The 17,843-nt window shown below is 49.7% G+C and carries 15 protein-coding genes; all 15 read left to right on the forward strand.

Annotation, left to right across the window (positions count from 1 at the left end; all coding sequences use genetic code 11):
- Positions 1-181 precede the first annotated feature (181 nt).
- A complete protein-coding gene (locus K2F33_RS21005; protein WP_076164478.1) occupies positions 182-820 on the forward strand; it encodes a glycoside hydrolase family 11 protein in 639 nt (212 codons plus the stop codon).
- A 158-nt stretch (positions 821-978) separates the two neighbouring features.
- Complete coding sequence (locus tag K2F33_RS21010) at positions 979-1,821, forward strand: formylglycine-generating enzyme family protein (RefSeq protein ID WP_263878454.1); 843 nt, start codon at positions 979-981, stop codon at positions 1,819-1,821.
- 167 nt (positions 1,822-1,988) lie between these two features.
- Entirely contained in the window at positions 1,989-2,855 is an 867-nt protein-coding gene (locus K2F33_RS21015) for a phosphosulfolactate synthase (RefSeq protein ID WP_263878455.1), read from the forward strand.
- Positions 2,856-3,065: 210 nt separating this feature from the next.
- A complete protein-coding gene (locus tag K2F33_RS21020; RefSeq protein WP_263878456.1) occupies positions 3,066-4,046 on the forward strand; it encodes an aldo/keto reductase in 981 nt (326 codons plus the stop codon).
- Positions 4,047-4,183: 137 nt separating this feature from the next.
- Positions 4,184-5,368 carry a copper amine oxidase N-terminal domain-containing protein gene (locus K2F33_RS21025; protein ID WP_263878457.1) on the forward strand — a complete coding sequence of 395 codons (1,185 nt, stop codon included), beginning with the start codon at positions 4,184-4,186 and terminating at the stop codon, positions 5,366-5,368.
- Between the two features lie 123 nt (positions 5,369-5,491).
- Positions 5,492-7,747: an ATP-binding cassette domain-containing protein gene (locus K2F33_RS21030; protein ID WP_163875707.1), complete on the forward strand. Its 2,256-nt coding sequence runs from the start codon at positions 5,492-5,494 to the stop codon at positions 7,745-7,747.
- A gap of 74 nt (positions 7,748-7,821) precedes the next feature.
- Positions 7,822-8,706, forward strand: a complete 885-nt coding sequence (locus K2F33_RS21035; RefSeq protein ID WP_256992866.1) for a YwqG family protein — start codon at positions 7,822-7,824, stop codon at positions 8,704-8,706.
- Between the two features lie 204 nt (positions 8,707-8,910).
- Positions 8,911-9,207, forward strand: a complete 297-nt coding sequence (locus tag K2F33_RS21040) for a putative quinol monooxygenase (protein WP_089547711.1) — start codon at positions 8,911-8,913, stop codon at positions 9,205-9,207.
- Between the two features lie 166 nt (positions 9,208-9,373).
- Positions 9,374-10,345 carry a helix-turn-helix transcriptional regulator gene (locus K2F33_RS21045; protein WP_089547710.1) on the forward strand — a complete coding sequence of 324 codons (972 nt, stop codon included), beginning with the start codon at positions 9,374-9,376 and terminating at the stop codon, positions 10,343-10,345.
- A 74-nt stretch (positions 10,346-10,419) separates the two neighbouring features.
- Complete coding sequence (locus tag K2F33_RS21050) at positions 10,420-10,836, forward strand: RidA family protein (RefSeq protein WP_089547709.1); 417 nt, start codon at positions 10,420-10,422, stop codon at positions 10,834-10,836.
- Between the two features lie 304 nt (positions 10,837-11,140).
- Positions 11,141-11,872: an AzlC family ABC transporter permease gene (locus K2F33_RS21055; protein WP_089547708.1), complete on the forward strand. Its 732-nt coding sequence runs from the start codon at positions 11,141-11,143 to the stop codon at positions 11,870-11,872.
- On the forward strand, positions 11,863-12,189 hold the full coding sequence (locus tag K2F33_RS21060) for an AzlD domain-containing protein (RefSeq protein WP_076164501.1): 327 nt from the start codon (positions 11,863-11,865) through the stop codon (positions 12,187-12,189). The genes K2F33_RS21055 and K2F33_RS21060 overlap by 10 nt, the downstream gene beginning before the upstream one ends.
- A gap of 334 nt (positions 12,190-12,523) precedes the next feature.
- The gene (locus K2F33_RS21065) at positions 12,524-14,278 is read left to right on the forward strand and encodes a sensor histidine kinase (protein ID WP_263878459.1); all 1,755 of its coding nucleotides are present in this window, start codon (positions 12,524-12,526) and stop codon (positions 14,276-14,278) included.
- Positions 14,275-15,960, forward strand: coding sequence for a response regulator (locus K2F33_RS21070; protein WP_263878460.1), 1,686 nt, complete (start codon positions 14,275-14,277; stop codon positions 15,958-15,960). The genes K2F33_RS21065 and K2F33_RS21070 overlap by 4 nt, the downstream gene beginning before the upstream one ends.
- Positions 15,961-16,172: 212 nt before the next feature.
- A complete protein-coding gene (locus K2F33_RS21075; protein WP_263878461.1) occupies positions 16,173-17,837 on the forward strand; it encodes an extracellular solute-binding protein in 1,665 nt (554 codons plus the stop codon).
- Positions 17,838-17,843: the final 6 nt, after the last annotated feature.

Raw genomic sequence — 17,843 nt, forward strand, 5'->3', positions numbered from 1 at the left:
TGTAAGAAAATCTATATATCATGTTTAATTTGCGAAGTGTTATGTAACCGCTGTCATTTTATAATTTTCACAGAAAGGAGGAAAGGAAAAAGAGAAGGACTAGCCGTGTTGAGCACAGCAGAGCCAAGAGAATCCAATGGCAGACGGTTGTAAGGTGCAAAAAAACATGAGGAGGCAGTTTATGTTGAAACGGAGTAAAAAATGGTTAACGGTCGTTCTTGCAGCTTCCATGAGTCTTGGGTTATTTGCAGCTACCTCAAATGCAGCCACGACGGACTATTGGCAAAATTGGACCGATGGCGGGGGCACGGTGAATGCCGTCAACGGATCCGGCGGAAATTACAGCGTGACCTGGCAAAATTCCGGGAACTTCGTTGTCGGCAAGGGCTGGAATACCGGATCGCCTAACCGGACGATTAACTATAATGCCGGCGTCTGGGCGCCGTCCGGAAATGGATATTTGACGCTCTATGGATGGACGAGAAATTCCCTCATTGAATATTACGTCGTGGACAGCTGGGGAACTTACCGGCCAACCGGAACCTACAAAGGAACGGTGACGAGTGACGGGGGCACCTATGATATTTATACGACCATGCGGTATAACGCGCCATCCATTGACGGCACACAAACCTTCCAGCAGTTCTGGAGTGTCCGGCAATCGAAAAGAGCGACCGGGGTCAATTCTTCCATCACGTTCAGCAATCACGTCAACGCATGGAAGAACGCAGGCATGAATTTAGGCAGCAGCTGGGCTTATCAGGTATTGGCAACGGAGGGATACCAGAGCAGCGGTAGCTCTAACGTAACCGTGTGGTAATCAGCATGAAGCTGCTTTTCATAAGTTATACACTTTAATCAATCCAGACATGTTGAAGGCCGTTTGCCATCAGACGAACGGTCTTCGACGTTGACGGATACCGGCATCGGTCCGCCGCGGTCTGTCTTTTTCCTATTCGTCCTAAAGGAGAAATCCCTATGAGAAAGCTATGGGTTTGTATTTTACTAGCAGCTATGTTTTTGGCCAGCGCTTGTTCACAAGAAGAAACGGGCAAGCAGGAAGATATGGTGTACGTTAAAGGCGGGACTTTTAAGAGCAGTGGCTCCAACTATACTGAAACAAGCATGACCCTTTCAGACTTTTATATCGGCAAATACGAGGTTACACAAGCGGAGTGGGCCAACGTCATGGGCGGCAACCCCTCAGCATTCAAAAGCGATCAGCTGCCGGTAGAGATGGTAAGCTGGTATGACGCCGTGGAATATTGCAACAAAAGAAGTATCCAGGAGGGCTTAAAACCGTTTTACAACATAGACAAGGATCATAAAGATCCGAACAACATAAACGAAAACGATCAAATAAAATGGACCGTAACGGTCAATCAAGGCGCGAACGGTTACCGGCTGCCTACAGAAGCAGAGTGGGAATATGCCGCAAGCGGGGGTCTGGAGGGCAAAGGTTTCAAATACAGCGGAAGCAATAAAGCCGAGGATGTCGCATGGTATTGGAGAAACGCCGGGGATAAATATTTATCAGGGGATTGGAACTGGCCGGTCATTGAGAGCAATCATAACCGGACAAAACCGGTCGGCACCCGGAAATCCAACGAGCTGGGTCTTTACGATATGTCCGGCAATGTAAGGGAATGGTGCTGGGACTGGTATGGCGACGGCACGGTTCGTCAAGGCGGTTCCTTCCGGGTTGTGAAGGGGGGCGGCTGGATCGGGGATATCAGCAACACTGAAGTTTCATTTCGAGGCAAATTCGATCCCAACGGGTACGGACCCGATCAGGGTTTTCGTGTCGTCCGCGGGAAATAGGAGGGAAAGCCCTCTTTTTTTGTTGAGGAGCCAACCACCTCATTCTCCGAAGCATTCGTCATGGAATAGATCACTCGGACCTGGGCACGTGTCTTGCGTCCCCCGCATATGATATGCATGTCATGGGATTCAAACGACAAACCAAAAAGAATTGAGGGAGATCCAACATGAACAACTCCATGCGTGCGGTGTGGCCCAGGGAGTTACGTGACCCGAGCGGGACCCGCTTCGATTCCGACAAGGAAAAGAAAGATGCAGCCGTCTCTCGGGATCCGGACCGGGGATTGACGATGGTCATCGATAAAGGCCTCGGCAGAAATACGTTCGCAGATGTGATCGAAACCGCCTCACCTTACATCGACTGCATCAAATTTGGATTTGGAACGGCACCGCTGTATAGAACGGATATGCTTCTGTATAAAATCGACCTTGCCAAACAGCACGGCATATCCGTAATGACAGGCGGCACTTTGCTGGAAATTGCCGTTCAGCAGGATATCGTGCCTGAGTTCTTTGATACGGTGTGCAATCTTGGTTTTAATGCGCTCGAAGTATCCGACGGTACGATTGAACTGTCCCGCCAAAAACGCACGGAGCTGATCCAGGAAGGAAAGAAGCGCGGACTGCGGGTCTTTTCCGAATTTGGAAAGAAGCTGTCCGGTTCCTTGATTGATGCCGCTATTCTTGCAGATACTGTGGAATTGGATCTGGCTGCAGGCGCCGAATATGTTACGGTCGAAGCCCGCGAGTCGGGGGTCAGTGTCGGCATTTTCGATAAACACGGGGAATGCAGGGAAGATGTGGTGGACGACATCCTCAAATTCGTTCCGGATCACCGGACACTGATTTGGGAGGCGCCCCTTAAAAACCAACAGGCCATGCTCCTGCGCAAATTCGGCTCCAATGTTCACTTGGGAAATATCGCTCCGACCGAAGTCATGGCTCTCGAGACACTCCGGCGCGGACTTCGCCAAGACACGTTTGAATTCGGCCTCAAGGAGAAAACGCCGGATGAATTTTGTTATATGATTTAAAAAGTGCTGCGGCCGCGTAAATCGCGGCTTGTTTTTTTGTGAGGACATCCCTAAATCCATAAAAACCATAAAAATAATGAACAATCTCGACAAATCCGTTCAGTATAAAACAAATCCCGTATATTTAACAATTGCATGTTCGTTCATGGGGATTATAATGGGAGTCGACGATTAGCGCTTACATAACAATCCGAAACGGAGGCCTGATTTATGGATTACATGAAGCTCGGTAATACGGGGATGGATGTCTCGCGGATATGCCTTGGTTGTATGAGCTTCGGCGAAGTGCAGCCGGGAGGGCATCAATGGGTGCTTGATGAGGAGCAAAGCCGCCTGATCATTAAAAGGGCGCTGGAGCTCGGGATCAACTTTTTTGATACAGCGAATGTCTATTCCGGGGGAACCAGCGAAGAGATCACTGGACGCGCATTAAAGGATTATGCGAATCGGGACGAGATTGTCCTCGCTACCAAGGTCTGGGGACGAATGCATCCAGGCCCCAACGGTGGGGGGCTCTCCCGGAAGGCGATTATGAGCGAAATCGATAAAAGCCTGAAAAGACTAGGCACCGACTATGTAGATCTTTACATTATCCACCGCTGGGATTACAACACGCCGATTGAAGAAACGATGGAAGCACTGCATGATGTAGTGAAGGCAGGAAAGGCAAGATATATCGGTGCTTCCGCCATGTATGCGTGGCAGTTTCAAAAAGCGCTGTATACGGCAGAGAAGCATGGCTGGACGCGTTTTGTCTCTATGCAAAATCACCTGAACCTCATTTATCGCGAAGAGGAACGGGAGATGATGCCGCTGTGCAAGGATCAAAAAATAGCGGTGACCCCTTACAGTCCATTAGCATCGGGAAGGCTGATCCGCGATTGGTCGGAAACGACGCATAGATCGGAGACCGATCAAGTCCAAAAATCCAAGTACGATGCGACGGCGGATGTAGACCGGCTGGTCGTAGAGCGAGTGGCCTCGATTGCAGAGAAACGCGGTGTACCCCGTATTTATATCGCGCTAGCCTGGCTGCTGCAAAAAGAATCGGTAGCTGCTCCAATCATAGGGGCGACGAAAATCGGCCAGGTTGAAGATGCTGTAGGTGCACTATCCGTTAAATTATCTCCGGAAGAGATTGCATTTCTGGAAGAACCGTATGTTCCGCATCCGGTCGTTGGAGCGCAGTAAAAAACGAAAAGTCAGCTCACTTGCTGAGCTGACTTTTTTTGTATGGGTCAGCGGATTTCGGCGGACATCCAACTAGTTGCTATTCGGCCCATTAAATAAGTATAAGATTATATTTTCTCATGAAGGGATGGTAGGACATGAAGAAATGGTTGTGCCTGATCATAACAGGAGTCGCAGCATGGAGTATCGGAGCAAGTGCCCTTGCAGATTCCGCACCCACAACTTCTGTGGAGCCGAAGGGCGATGTAGCGAAAATGTACAGAGTCAAGCACGAAATGAAATTTGATCTTCAAGGGAAAAAGGCGACGCTTGACGGGAAGGTTATATCTGCGGATAAGCCGATCCTGAAAGGGGGGCGGGTATATGTTCCACTCCGTACCCTTCGGCAGTCTGGTGCGGCGGACACCGTGACCTGGAATGCCGATAAACGGGAGGTACAAGTTGTAGTCCATCCTGAGCTGCTGACTACATTCAGCCGGCTAACCTTCCGAATCGGCTCGGAGGACGTATACCGTCCGGACGGAAAGCCGATCGGTGAAAAAATTCCGGCACCGTTTCTATCTTCGGGAAAAGCTTATGTACCGATTCGGGCGTTATCCTGGCTTGGATTGGCGGTCTCAACCGTGAATGACACAGTGAGGTGGAACTGGAGCGATAAAGTTATCGAGGTGCTAAATCCGGAATGGGAAACGGATGAAGCCAGCACCACATTTACCATGCTGTATCAGAAGGATATGTACACTCCGCAGTATATGTTCTCTATCGGTGAAGCGGGTTGGCTCGGAGGCACAGGCAAGCTCACGCAAAAGGATATATCCATGGATGGACGGTTGTATAACCGTATTCAGTTTATAGTAAATTTGCGCCCCGGTCCTAACCCCGTAATGCTCACAGCAAATTCGGCAGGCAGCAAGGTAGTTACAGTGAGGAGGAATGTAACAAATCTTGCCTCGCTGCCAGTCGCGATCATAGGAGAAGGGAAAGAAAACATTGCCTTCACTAGTCCGACTCAAGGCTATATTCTTGTAGAACCGAATCAAAGGATAGATATCTCGGGAAATATCCTGCAGCATAACGACTTGTTTGATAAGCTGACCGTGAGTGTCGAACAGTATCAACAATCAAGCGAGGATGCGTATCTGCAATATGAAAAGGTGAAAAGTATTGAGCTGCCCATTAAGGACCAAGCATTCGCAGGTTCGTTTACTTTAAGCAAGAAGGGCAGCTACCTGATCAGAGTACTCAGTCCTGCCTATATTTCTTCCGTAGAATCCAGGCAAATGATGACACAATGGGCTGAGTTCGTGGTCGATGTGGAATAGTGAGCCGACATATACCAAGGGACGCGGCATCCTTTTGCACGATTCATAGACGTTCTTCGGGCAATGAATGGTACAATACGAATGGAATAAATAGAAATGATCACGAACGGAAGGATGTTAGCCATGAGCGAATCGAATCAGGAATATATCGTCATCTCGGCTGCGAGGGAAAACAATCTCAAAAACGTTTCCCTGCAAATACCCAAACGGAAAATTTCGATATTCACCGGGGTATCCGGATCAGGCAAGTCATCGATCGTTTTCGATACGATTGCCGCAGAATCTACGCGATTGTTGAATGAGAATTTCAGCATGTTTGTACGGACGTTCCTGCCCAAATATCCGCAGCCGGATGCGGATGCGATCGAAAACCTGAGCATGGCTGTCATAGTCGATCAGAAGCGGCTGGGCGGAGGTTCCCACTCCACAATGGGAACCATTACCGATATTTCACCCATACTCCGGCTGCTTTTCTCCAGAGTGGGTCAGCCTTATGTCGGAGGGGCGAACATGTTCTCGTTTAACGATCCGCAAGGCATGTGTCCCGAATGTAACGGAATTGGCCGCAGCCTCGGCGTCGACATGAGCAAAGCGGTGGATATGTCCAAGTCGCTCCGGGAAGGGGCCATTATGCTGCCGGGATATACGGTGGACGGATGGGAATGGAACATGCTCATCCAGTCGGGTTCCTTTGATCCGGATAAGAAGCTCAGCGACTATTCGGATGAAGACTTGGATCTGCTGCTGTATGGCAAGGCAAGGAAAGTGAAAATGGATTTCGCCGGTAAGGCAACCAATATCACAGTCGAAGGCGTCATTGAGAAGTTCACCAACAAATACATCAAACAGGACGTGAAAACGAAGTCCGAGCGCACGCAGCAGACCGTTGCTCCGTTCATGACCGAGGGGCCCTGCTCCAGCTGTCACGGCGCAAGGCTTAGTCAAGCGGCGCTGGGCTGCAAAATTAATGGACACAACATTGCGGAGCTGTCTTCCATGGAAGTCGGGCATCTCATTCGCGTAATTCGCGAGATTGACGATGCCGCGGCGGCACCGATGGTCAAGTCGCTGACGGAACGGCTGCAGCATCTGGTGGATATCGGCCTTGATTATTTGACGCTGGACCGTGAGACAGATACCTTATCCGGCGGAGAGTCGCAGCGCGTCAAAATGGTGAAGCACTTGAGCGGGAGCTTGGTAGATGTCACTTATATTTTCGATGAGCCCAGTGTCGGACTCCATCCTCGCGATGTGCACCGGTTAAATGAGCTGCTTCAGAAGCTGCGCGACAAAGGCAACACGGTGCTGGTGGTTGAGCATGATCCCGATGTCATCAAAGTAGCGGATCATATCGTCGACGTCGGACCCCATGCCGGCAGCCGCGGAGGAACCATCGTCTATGAAGGAAGCTACCCCGGTCTGTTGGAATCCGGCACATTGACGGGAACTCATATGAAGCGTCAGCTCCAGCTCAAGCAAGATTGCAGGCAGCCATCCGGCAAGCTGTCCATCCGGAATGCCAATCTGCATAACTTGAAGAACGTAAATGTCGATATACCAACCGGGGTTCTGAACGTTATAACCGGCGTCGCCGGCTCTGGGAAAAGTACCCTTATTAACGACGTATTCCTCAGTCAGCATCCGGACGCCATCGTCATCGACCAATCGGCAATCGGCGTGTCGACACGCTCAAACCCTGCGACCTATACGGGCATACTGGACGATGTTCGCAAGGCATTTGCTTCCGCGAACAAGGTGAGTCCAAGTTTATTCAGCTTTAACTCCAAGGGGGCCTGCGAGAATTGCCAAGGGCTGGGCGTGGTGTACTTGGATCTATCATTCTTCGAAAGCGTGAAGCTGCCATGCGAAGTCTGCGGAGGGAAACGGTTTAAGGAAGAAGTGCTCGAATACAAGCTGAATGGCAAGTCCATAGCCGAAGTGCTGGAGATGACGGTCGAGCAGGCTTTGGAATTTTTCCAGATCAAAGAGGTCGTCCGCAAGCTCCAGGCCATGAGTGACGTGGGACTGAACTACATCACCCTCGGCCAGCCGCTCAGCACGCTCTCTGGCGGGGAATGCCAGCGTATCAAGCTGGCTAGCGAGCTGCACAAGAAAGGCAGCATCTACGTGATGGACGAGCCGACGACCGGCCTGCATATGTCGGATATCGGCCACCTGCTTGGGATCATGAACCGCCTGGTGGATACCGGAAATACGGTGATCGTCATTGAGCATAACCTGGAAGTGATCAGCCAAGCGGACTGGATCATCGATATGGGACCGGACGGAGGCAGCAAGGGCGGACAGGTGGTGTTCGAAGGCACGCCGCAAGAGATTATCCATGCGGAGCAGTCGATCACGGGAAAATACTTGAGGTAACCATCCAATAAACAAACGACGGCTTGATTATAAGGTATTCAAATCACATCACAGCAATGGGGAGGTGGCAATCGGTGTTAAGTGAGAACAACGAAAATAAACTAAAGCGGGTCATCCATGAACAGCAATTCGGGCATGCATTGGATTATCTAATGGAGACCGTTCGCCAAGGCATTCGTTTGAGCAAAAGTAGGGTAGAAGATTACAAGGCAGCCGGATGTTCCAGGATCGGTGGTGATCCGGATCTCCCGGCTGATGTGGAATGGCCTGTGGATTCAAAGGGAACTCCCATGACGTTCCTTGCCCAGCTTAGGCTGCGTGAGCTGATGGGTTATGACGAAGCTTCCCGACTTCCGGCAAACGGCGCGCTTTATTTTTTCATTGGAATCGATGAACCGGCCTATGACATTGAGCATAAAGTGCTCTATTTGCAGGAGGAGCAGCTTCAAGCAGCGCAGCGGCGGCATGCACCGGAAGTGACGGCACTCGAAGATGCATTTACGGGTTATCAGGTGTCGGCAAGGTCCACTCTGGAGCCGCCTAATTACGGTTATGTGGATTACGAACAGGTGGAAGACGATGAGCATGATTACGAGCATTACGAGGAGCTTTGCTTCGAGCTGACCGGATACAGCTCTATTGACCTGGCGACGATGTTCGGCTATCCCGGAACCCAGCATGGCGATTGCGAATACGAAGCGGCACTGAAGCTGTTGACCGGCGAAAAATACAACTATTCCGAAACGGAGGCGCTGAAGCAGATCACCCGGCACCTGAACGGTGACCCGGATCGGGCGCAGCAGGAAATCAGGGATACCCTGTTGCTGTTGGCACTAGATTCGGACGATGATGTAGGTTTTTGCTGGTGGGATGCCGGCGAACTGCAGTTTTTCATCCGGAAGGAAGATTTGCTGGCCGGCAATTTTGATCGTACATACTGTTCCCTTTATTCGAGTTAGGGGGCAGCGGTTCGAGTAGAATAAAGCATAGAAATTCGAAAGAAATGACCAAATCCTGCCTGCAGAAGGCTGCGCAAGTCGATGCCTAAAGATTTTAACGATTGGGAAATAGCAAATTTAGAGGATATGCTTACCCGATTGCAGTAATAATATAAGCCAATACTGAATAGGCACTATAAAACATCAAGGAAGGAAGTACACATCATGATCATCGTTCATGCCAAACTTGAGATCTTGCCGGAGCAAGAGGAACGCTTTTTGAAGGAAGCCGAAAGCCTGCTTGCTGCTACCAGAGCGGAAGAGGGGAATATCAGCTATGAATTATTCAAATCCGTGGAGCACGAGCACTATTATACAATGGTGGAGATTTGGAAGGATTTTGGAGCCGTTCAGGCGCACAACAGCAGCGACCATTTCCAGGCATTCGTACAGACGGCCAAAACGCTACTGGCTTCTCCAATGGAGTTGAAAGTTTTTCAGGGCGAGCCTGTGCAGGCTTAACGAAAGCGAAGTGAATCAATCCCTAACCTCCCCAATGTGGAGGTTGGGGATTTTTTGTTATCTGTTAAAATGTCATTCAGCGGCAATCCCTTACAAAGAGACTTCCTCCGCACTCATTTCAACGGTATACTTTTGGGAGAATACGGTTTGGAAGGAGTACCTCATCTTGGCAAAATGGGATAATATGCTGTCCATCCTTTGGATGCTTAAATCCAGAAAAAAGCTGACCGCCGCGCAAATAGCGGATCAATTGGAGATCAGCGTTCGGACGGTTTACCGCTATATCGATGCATTAAGCGCCAGTGGCGTTCCGATTGTTGCTGATTCAGGGCATGACGGAGGGTTCTATATATTGGAGACCTTCAGGGAAACGCCTTTATTTTTTCGGTCGGTAGAACTCAAGGCGATCGTAGACGCATCGAAGTTTGCGAAGGGGGTCGGGTATCCGTATACGGATGAACTCGAGCACGCCCTGGAAAAAATCGAACACAGTTTGAATGAAGAACAAATGCTGGATCTACAGCGTCTGACGAGCGGCTTCAGTGTAATCTCTTCCGCGTCCCATCCGGGTATTGTTCCTATGCTCCGACAGTTGGAACAGGCCATTTTGGATGGACAGACGCTTCTCATCGCTTACCGTAAAGAAAACTCCGATTCGGCCAAAGAGCGGAGTATCGATCCCTATGGGTTGACCTTACGCAGAAACGAATGGTATCTTATCGCATTCTGCCACCAATCTTCCGAAATTCGGACTTTCCGTGTGGACCGGGTCGAGAGTGTGTTCCGGACGGAATCCTTTTTCACCATGCCGGAGAACTTCTCCACAGAGGACTATTTCCGCGAACAATCGCACAAGGAGCGAGAAGCGGAAGGACCGATGGTGTTAATCCGAATTGAAGGAGATACGAGGAGTCTGGATGCGATATGCAGCCACTGGCATATGCATCACTATTTGACGGAACGTACCGACGCCGAAGCGCGGTTCCTCATCGACACCCCAACGATTGACAAATATCTTCCGAGATATCTGCTTACCTTTGGAACAAGCATCCGGGTGTTGGAGCCGATCGCGTTGAAAAATCAAATCAAAGCAATGGCCAGGCAAATCGCCGAACTGTATGCGGATGATGAAAATTGAGCTTCACTGACGGGGGCTGTCAGTGAAGATGCCTATAATGAATGTAAAACATGAATCTTAAAGGAGGAAGATGAATGTCTACATTCAGAATGGAGCATAAAAACCCGGAGGGGTTATTCCAATCCAAAGCATTCAGTCAGGCGATTACAGTAAGCGGAAAGGCAAAGACGATTTATATCGGTGGGCAAAATGCCGTTAATGCGTCAGGCGAACTCGTCGGCCCCGGTGATTTGGAAGTACAGACCAAGCAGGCGCTGCATAATATCGCAACGATTCTAGCATCTGAACATGCAAGTTTCGCCAATTTGGTTAAACTCAATATTTATTTAGTCAGCGGCAGCGATCCCCGAGTTGGCTACAAAGCTTTTCTGGAGGTAGCAGGTGAATTAGAACATCCTCCACTGGTCACGGTTCTATTTGTTTCGGAATTTGCCCGCCCATCCGTTCTCCTTGAAATCGATGGGATTGCCGTCATTGAAGATAACGATTAAGCAGCGGATCAATCAGACTCGGCTCCATTTCGTACTGGGTACGAAGGGGGGCCGGTTTTTTTGATTTTACTTGGGTTGCAGGATCAACAGAAGAGGGGCAGGAAAGCCCGAATGGAATCTGAAATTATCTCAACTCCATCCAAGTTTAATACACCGCACCCGATATATTGTGTGTTATAATGTACAAAAAGGATGGTATAACGCACGAATTGACCGGGCTGTGACCACACTTAGAGACGTATCGTTATTTTATTTTCCGGCTCAACAACGAACATCACAGTAAAGAATTGAGAGGATAAAAGACGTGTCAGAGAATGTTCAACATCATCAACAAGAAATCGAAGTGAAAGAAGACAGCTTGCTGCAGGGGATCAGAGACTGCATCCCCACGCTGCTGGGTTACTTAAGCATTGGATTCGCCGCAGGTGTTGTAGGCAAAACCTCCGGTTTATCCGTCCTCGAAATTACCTTGATGTCCACCCTGATTTATGCCGGCTCGGCACAATTTATTATGGCGGGCATGATAGCGGCGCATGGGTCGGCGGCAGCCATCATTCTAACGGTATTCATCGTCAATTTGCGCCACCTGCTGCTCAGCGCAGCGATGTCGCCTTATTTCCGCCACCTGTCCGCATTCAAGACGATGTTCGTCGGCGCGCTGCTTACAGACGAAACCTTCGGGGTCGCCATGAATAAGGCGATGAATCGCAGCTCACTCAGTGAAAAATGGATGCACGGCCTCAATATTACCGCATATTTGAATTGGATCATCGCCACCATTGCGGGAGCGTTTTTCGGGAAGTGGATTACCGATCCTGAGAAATACGGACTTGATTTTGCACTGACCGCCATGTTTATCGGACTGCTTGTCCTCCAGATGATCAGCAGAAAGATCATCCGGAAAGATCTCATCGTAGCCGTCTGCGCGGTTCTGATCGTGCTCGGAGCGGGCTCCTTTGTATCCGGGAGTGTGGCCGTTATTATAGCAACCATCGTGGCGGCTGCCATTGGAATGGTGGTGGAAAAATGGAAATAAGATGGCACATCCTGCTGGCGATCATGGGCGCCTCGGTCGTCACACTTCTTCCGCGCGTTCTTCCGCTCGTGTTGCTGAGCCGTATGCAGTTGCCTGAGTGGACCATGCGCTGGCTCAATTACGTACCTGTTGCCGTTATGGCGGCATTAATCGCGCAGGAGCTGTTCACGACAGACGGAAAGGTCCATATTTTACAACATTACGTTGAAATTTTGGCTGCCATCCCTACCTTTGCGACGGCGATCCTGACGCGAAGCTTATTAGGAACGGTAGTGGTGGGCATTCTTTCCTTAATGGTACTCCGGTTTGTGCTGTAAGCGGATGACGGGGAACGAAACTGCTCAAAGAATAAGACTGTCGGTGATTTTCATTTACCGGCAGTCTTTTTCATGGTCATTTGGCGTATATCCGGAAAGAACTCCAAATCGGACAACAGAACACGAATTATTATTATGGTGATTTTCTGGAACACAATCTACAATGAAGGCGCAAGTCTCGGATTGCAATAAAACAACCTCCGACATCCATCAGCTGGTATACAGCCGGCGGATGTTTCTTTATCTTTTCTAAATATTCCTGCGGCGATAGAATGAATGTTGAGATCCTTACCATCATTGTCCATGGCGGACAAGCTGAAAAGCGGGGGTGCCCATGTCGTTGATCAAACGTCCCAAACTGAGCATTTATTTGAGGCTGGTGCTTACTTTTCTGTTTATCGTGGCTCCTCTCTATGCAGTCAGCGCCCAGATGAACCGGGTCGGGCAGAACTCCGTCAAGGAGGAAATCTCCAGCTCCATGCTGGCTAAAGTACATTTTTACTTGGCTTCGCTGGACCAGGACTTCAGTAAAACGATCAAGCTCGGCAGAGAGTATATTACGGACGATGATATCGGTAAGCTCAGCGTGGCTGCCTCGATCATGCCGGATTACGAGCGCACGAAGGCGATGCTGCGCCTGCAGAAGCAGATGCTGCTCCTGAAGGCATCCAGCAGTTACATCACCAATGCAAGCATTCATATTTCGATGCTGGATCGGACCATCTCATCCAACAGTGGTGTGGATATCATCCCCAAGGATGAATTCAACGTGCTGAGCACATCGGAACAACGCGGGTATTCGCCGTTTATCGCCTGGAAAAACCGCTTGTTTATCAGTATGCCTTACCCCGAAAACATTCTGTCCGAAGAAGACCCCTCTTATCTCGTCGATATAGAAATTGATCAAAAGGAGATCGTCAAGGCGCTGGGTGACATGATTGACAACGCTCAAGGCGGCGCCCTGCTGATCGACGACCGCAACCAATGGAGCCTCTCGAGCCTGCATCGTCCTGAGACGGAAACGGGCTTGCGTGATTGGGTTACGGGTAAAATCAGCTCCGGGTCCAAGAAAGGGGTAGAGTCGATTGAAATCGGATCGAAAGTCTATTTTATCAGTTATGAGCACTCCTCGACCATGAATGCTGTCCTTTTGACCTACTTGCCTCAGGACAGCGTACTGGGACCTTTGAATACCTACCGGTCCTGGTTTCGCCTTTTTTCCATCATCTCGATTTTTATCATTGCCTATTTTTCCTACATCATTTACCGATTGATACATCAGCCATTGCGGACATTGGTGAAGGCGTTTCGCTCAGTCGAACACGGGAATTTCAACCATGTGGTTTCCTACCGTTTCAAGGATGAATTTTCATACCTTTACATTCAATTCAATGCGATGCTGGAACATATTCGCGTGTTGATTCACGAAGTGTACGAGCAGAAATACCGGGCAAAGGTGTCGGAGTTCCGGCAGCTGCAGTCGCAGATTAACCCCCACTTTTTATACAACAGTTTCTTTACGCTCTCACGCATTGCCAAAAACGAAGATTACGAAGGTGTGACTACGTTCGCTCAATACTTGGGGCAATACTTCCAATTCGTCACGCGCGACGGCGACGGGGAAGTGACGCTCGAGGCGGAATGGATGTTTGTCAAGACGTATGTCGATATTCAATCGTTCCGGTTTTCGAACCGTATTTCCGTACAGCTGGGTGAGCTGCCGTCTGCTTACAAGAAGCGGGAAGTTCCAAGACTGATTCTTCAGCCGATCGTCGAAAATGTGTATAACCATGGGCTAGTGAACAAAAAGAAGGACGGCATGATCGAAATCACCTTTGAAGACGCCGCCAATTGCATTGTGATCGCTGTGGAGGATAATGGGGACGAATTGACGGATGAACGTTTAAGAGAGCTGCAGTCCAAGCTTGGGTCGGAACAACACCCGCTTGAGACGACAGGACTGGTCAATGTCCATCGAAGAATTCAAATCAAATTCGGTGACCGCTATGGTCTCCGGATGTCAAGAGGCAAGCTGGGCGGGTTAAGGGTCGAAATGACAATTCCTTCGGAGGGTGAGGACAGAATATGAATCGTTTGCTGATCGTTGATGACGAACCCATTATCGTTGACGGAATCTATCGTCTTCTGCAGGAGGAAGAAGAACTGCAATTGGATCTGCACCGCGCTTATGGCGGAGATGAAGCCTTGGAGAAGCTGAATACGATCCGGTTTGACATCGTGCTGTCGGATATATGGATGCCCGGGATGACCGGCCTTGAGCTGCAGGAGCATATCAACGAGAGATGGCCGGCCTGCAAAATCATTTTTTTGACCGGGCACCCGGATTTCAATTACGCGCAGACGGCCATTCGCAATCAGTGTATGGATTACATTCTCAAGACCGAAAGCGACGAAACGCTGCTGCGCAGCGTCCGAAAGGCGATCGAGCTGCTGCAAACCGAACGAATGAATGCCGGATTTCTCGATAAAGCTTCGGAGCAGTTTCAGCTAGCCGTACCGGCGCTGCAGAGAGAAATTCTTCAAGGATTTTGCGAAGGAACCCAGCCGCTGAAATCGCTGAAGCCCGAGCTGCTGAAGAGTCTATCCATTCCGCTTACGCTTGACGGGAAGGTCATGCTGGTGATGGGGAGGGTCGACCGCTGGCCTATTCAAATGACAAAGGCTGCGGATAAAGCGCATATGATGTTTGCCATCCATAATATTGCGAAGGAATACCTGTCTTCCTGTGCGCTTCAATCCGTCGATGTAGAGCATAACCGCTTTTTCTGGCTGATCCAGCCTAAAGTGCTGTTGGAATGGGGTTCAACTCATGCAGCAGCCCCTGAGGATGAGTGGTCCCGAACGATCAGGTTTGTTCATGGCACCCTGGAAATGATCCAGTCGACGAGCCTGGAGCTGTTGAAAATTCCTCTTTCGCTTGCGGCTGCAAAAGAAGGGGTGGAATGGAGAGAAATCCCGGCCCGATATCAGAAGCTGCGCGCAGGCCTAAGCCGCGGGCTGGGAATCGGCCAGGAGACCATCCTGATCGAAGGCCAGCAATCGGGAGATTTTTCGGTGGATGAAAGCGAAATTCAGAAGCAAACGATACGTCAATTGATTCGAAAATGGTCGGGGAACGACTACGTCTCCGAAGAGGAGAAGCAGGAAATGTATAAGCTGCTTTCCTTACTGTCCGATATGATGGACCCGTTTTACGAGGATGTTGGTTTTTTTCTCGAAATTTACTACGCCATCGCTTCGCATCTGTTGACTCAATTAAACCGGTGGTCTGTGGATCATGCGGCGCTAGAGGAAGTAGAGATGGACCGGCTGTCTCATTATCAGCTGCACGCGACCAGAAAAGACGCATTCCATTATTTGATTCATGCGGCGCTGCGGCTGATCGAAGCGCGTGATGATGAGAAAAAGGAGCATACAAATCAAGTGGTATCCAGGTTGAACCGCTATGTGGAAGAACATCTGGACTCCGACTTGTCCCTGACGACGCTCTCGGATCTTGTACATCTGAATCCCTATTATATGTCGAGATTGTACAAACAAATGACCGGCGTGAATTTGCCTGATTATATCACCGACGAACGGATCAAAAAAGCAAAAGAACTGGTCGTCGAATCCCATCTGAAGATGCATGAAATCTGCAAAAAAGTAGGGTTTGAATCCCCTGCCTATTTTACGCGGATTTTTAAAAAGAAGACGGGCAGTACGCCCCAGGAGTTCAGAGAAAAGCACCAGCCGACCAGATTTAAATAAATGATGCAGCTGGTGTTTCGCAGCAGTGCTCCATGTCGTGCAATTCGAGCAAGTAATGTGCAATTCTTATTATGGGATGGCTAAATACGTCACTTTATAATATGGGTAAGGCCTAGAATCACCGGTCGACAGGCCGCTTGTCCAGAGCTCGGCAAGTGGTTACCCGTGGATCACGAGGGCTGAAAAGCGATAACAGAAATGGGAGGGTACTCATGAAGTCAGTCAAAGCTATGCTAGCGCTTCTCGCGGTCAGCTCGATGATTGTCGTATCGGCCTGCGGTTCTTCCACAAACGAATCTTCGGATACCAAGCCAGATGCCGGCTCGGATAAGGCTGCTTCCACAGCAGCTACTGCAGGGCCGCTCAGCAAGTACACGTCGCCAATCGAAGTGACTACGGTGAGAACCGCGGATGCTTCGGTAAAGTTTGCCGGCAGCGATACCCTTGAGAATAACGAGTGGACCCGTGCCTATAAGGACGAACTTGGCATCAATCTGAAATTTAAATGGATCGCTACCAGCGGTGATGATGCGACCCAGAAAATGAACGTCATGATTGCATCAGGAGATCTTCCCGACATTATTCCGGTTAACGCAAATCAGCTCAAACAATTGGTAGACGCCGATATGATCGAAGATTTGTCGAGTGTTTATGAAAAGTATGCAACTCCGCTGGCCAAACAATTTATGGATGGTGCACAGCTCGATTCCGCTAAATTTGATGGTAAGCTGATGGCCATTCCGAATACGAACTCGTCCATTGATGGAGCGAACGTCCTTTGGGTACGGACCGACTGGCTCAAGAAGCTGAAGCTGCCGGAGCCGAAAACGATGGATGACGTCTATACAATCGCAGAGGCCTTTGCCAAGCAGGATCCTGATGGAAACGGAAAAAACGACACCTTCGGACTGGGGATCAACAAGGGAATCGTCGGCGGCGGCATCATGGGTCTGGGTGGCTTCTTTAACGGTTTCCATGCTTATCCCGGAGCGTGGATTAAGGATAGTTCCGGCAGCTTAGTCTATGGTTCCATCCTTCCTGAGACAAGGGAGACGCTGCTGAAGCTGCAGGAAATGTACAAAGCGGGGCTGCTGGATAAGGAGTTTGGCGTGAAGGACGGAAACAAGACGGGCGAGGATGCGGTTGCAGGAAAAATCGGGCTGTATTACGGAGCGATGTGGAACCCGATCAATCCGCTCCAGAAAGGTAAAGACCTGGATCCGCAGATGGAGTGGGAGGCCTACAAAATCGTCTCGGTTGATTCCGATCCGGCAAGGCCGCAAGTCGGAAATCCGGTATTCGCGTATTATGCAGTCAAAAAAGGCGCCAAAAATCCCGAAGCGGTCATGCAGATGGTCAACTTGTTTATCGAGAAGGGTTGGGGCGAGAAGGCGGATTTCAGCCACTTCTTCAGTTCCCCGGATGGCATCGAGCTGTTTAAGCATGCGCCGTTCAATGCCTGGTCTCCAACGAAAAACCTGGATGTACACCTGTCTGTCATCGAGAGCTTAAAAACCGGGGACACATCCAAGCTGAACGGAGAACAACTGACGACTTATGAGAAGATCAAGCAATTTAATAACGGTGACAACAAGCAATGGAATCAGGCGAGGGTGTTCGGCGAGTCCAGCTCATTCGCGGTCATCAACCAATATCAAAAGGAAAACCTGCCGCTCATGAACGAGTTTTTCGGAGCACCGACCAAGAGCATGGGGGACAAGAAAGCGACGCTGGATAAAATGGAACTGGAGACATTTACCAAGATTATTATGGGCGAACCGATCAGTACGTTCGATAAATTTGTCGAGGATTGGAAAAAGCTTGGCGGAACCGATATGACAAATGAGGTTAACGAGTGGGCCAAATCGGTCAAGTAAATCAGA

Origin of the sequence: Paenibacillus sp. PSB04 (genome assembly GCF_025809195.1) — a bacterium.
Taxonomy (GTDB): Bacteria; Bacillota; Bacilli; order Paenibacillales; family Paenibacillaceae; genus Paenibacillus_AQ; species Paenibacillus_AQ favisporus.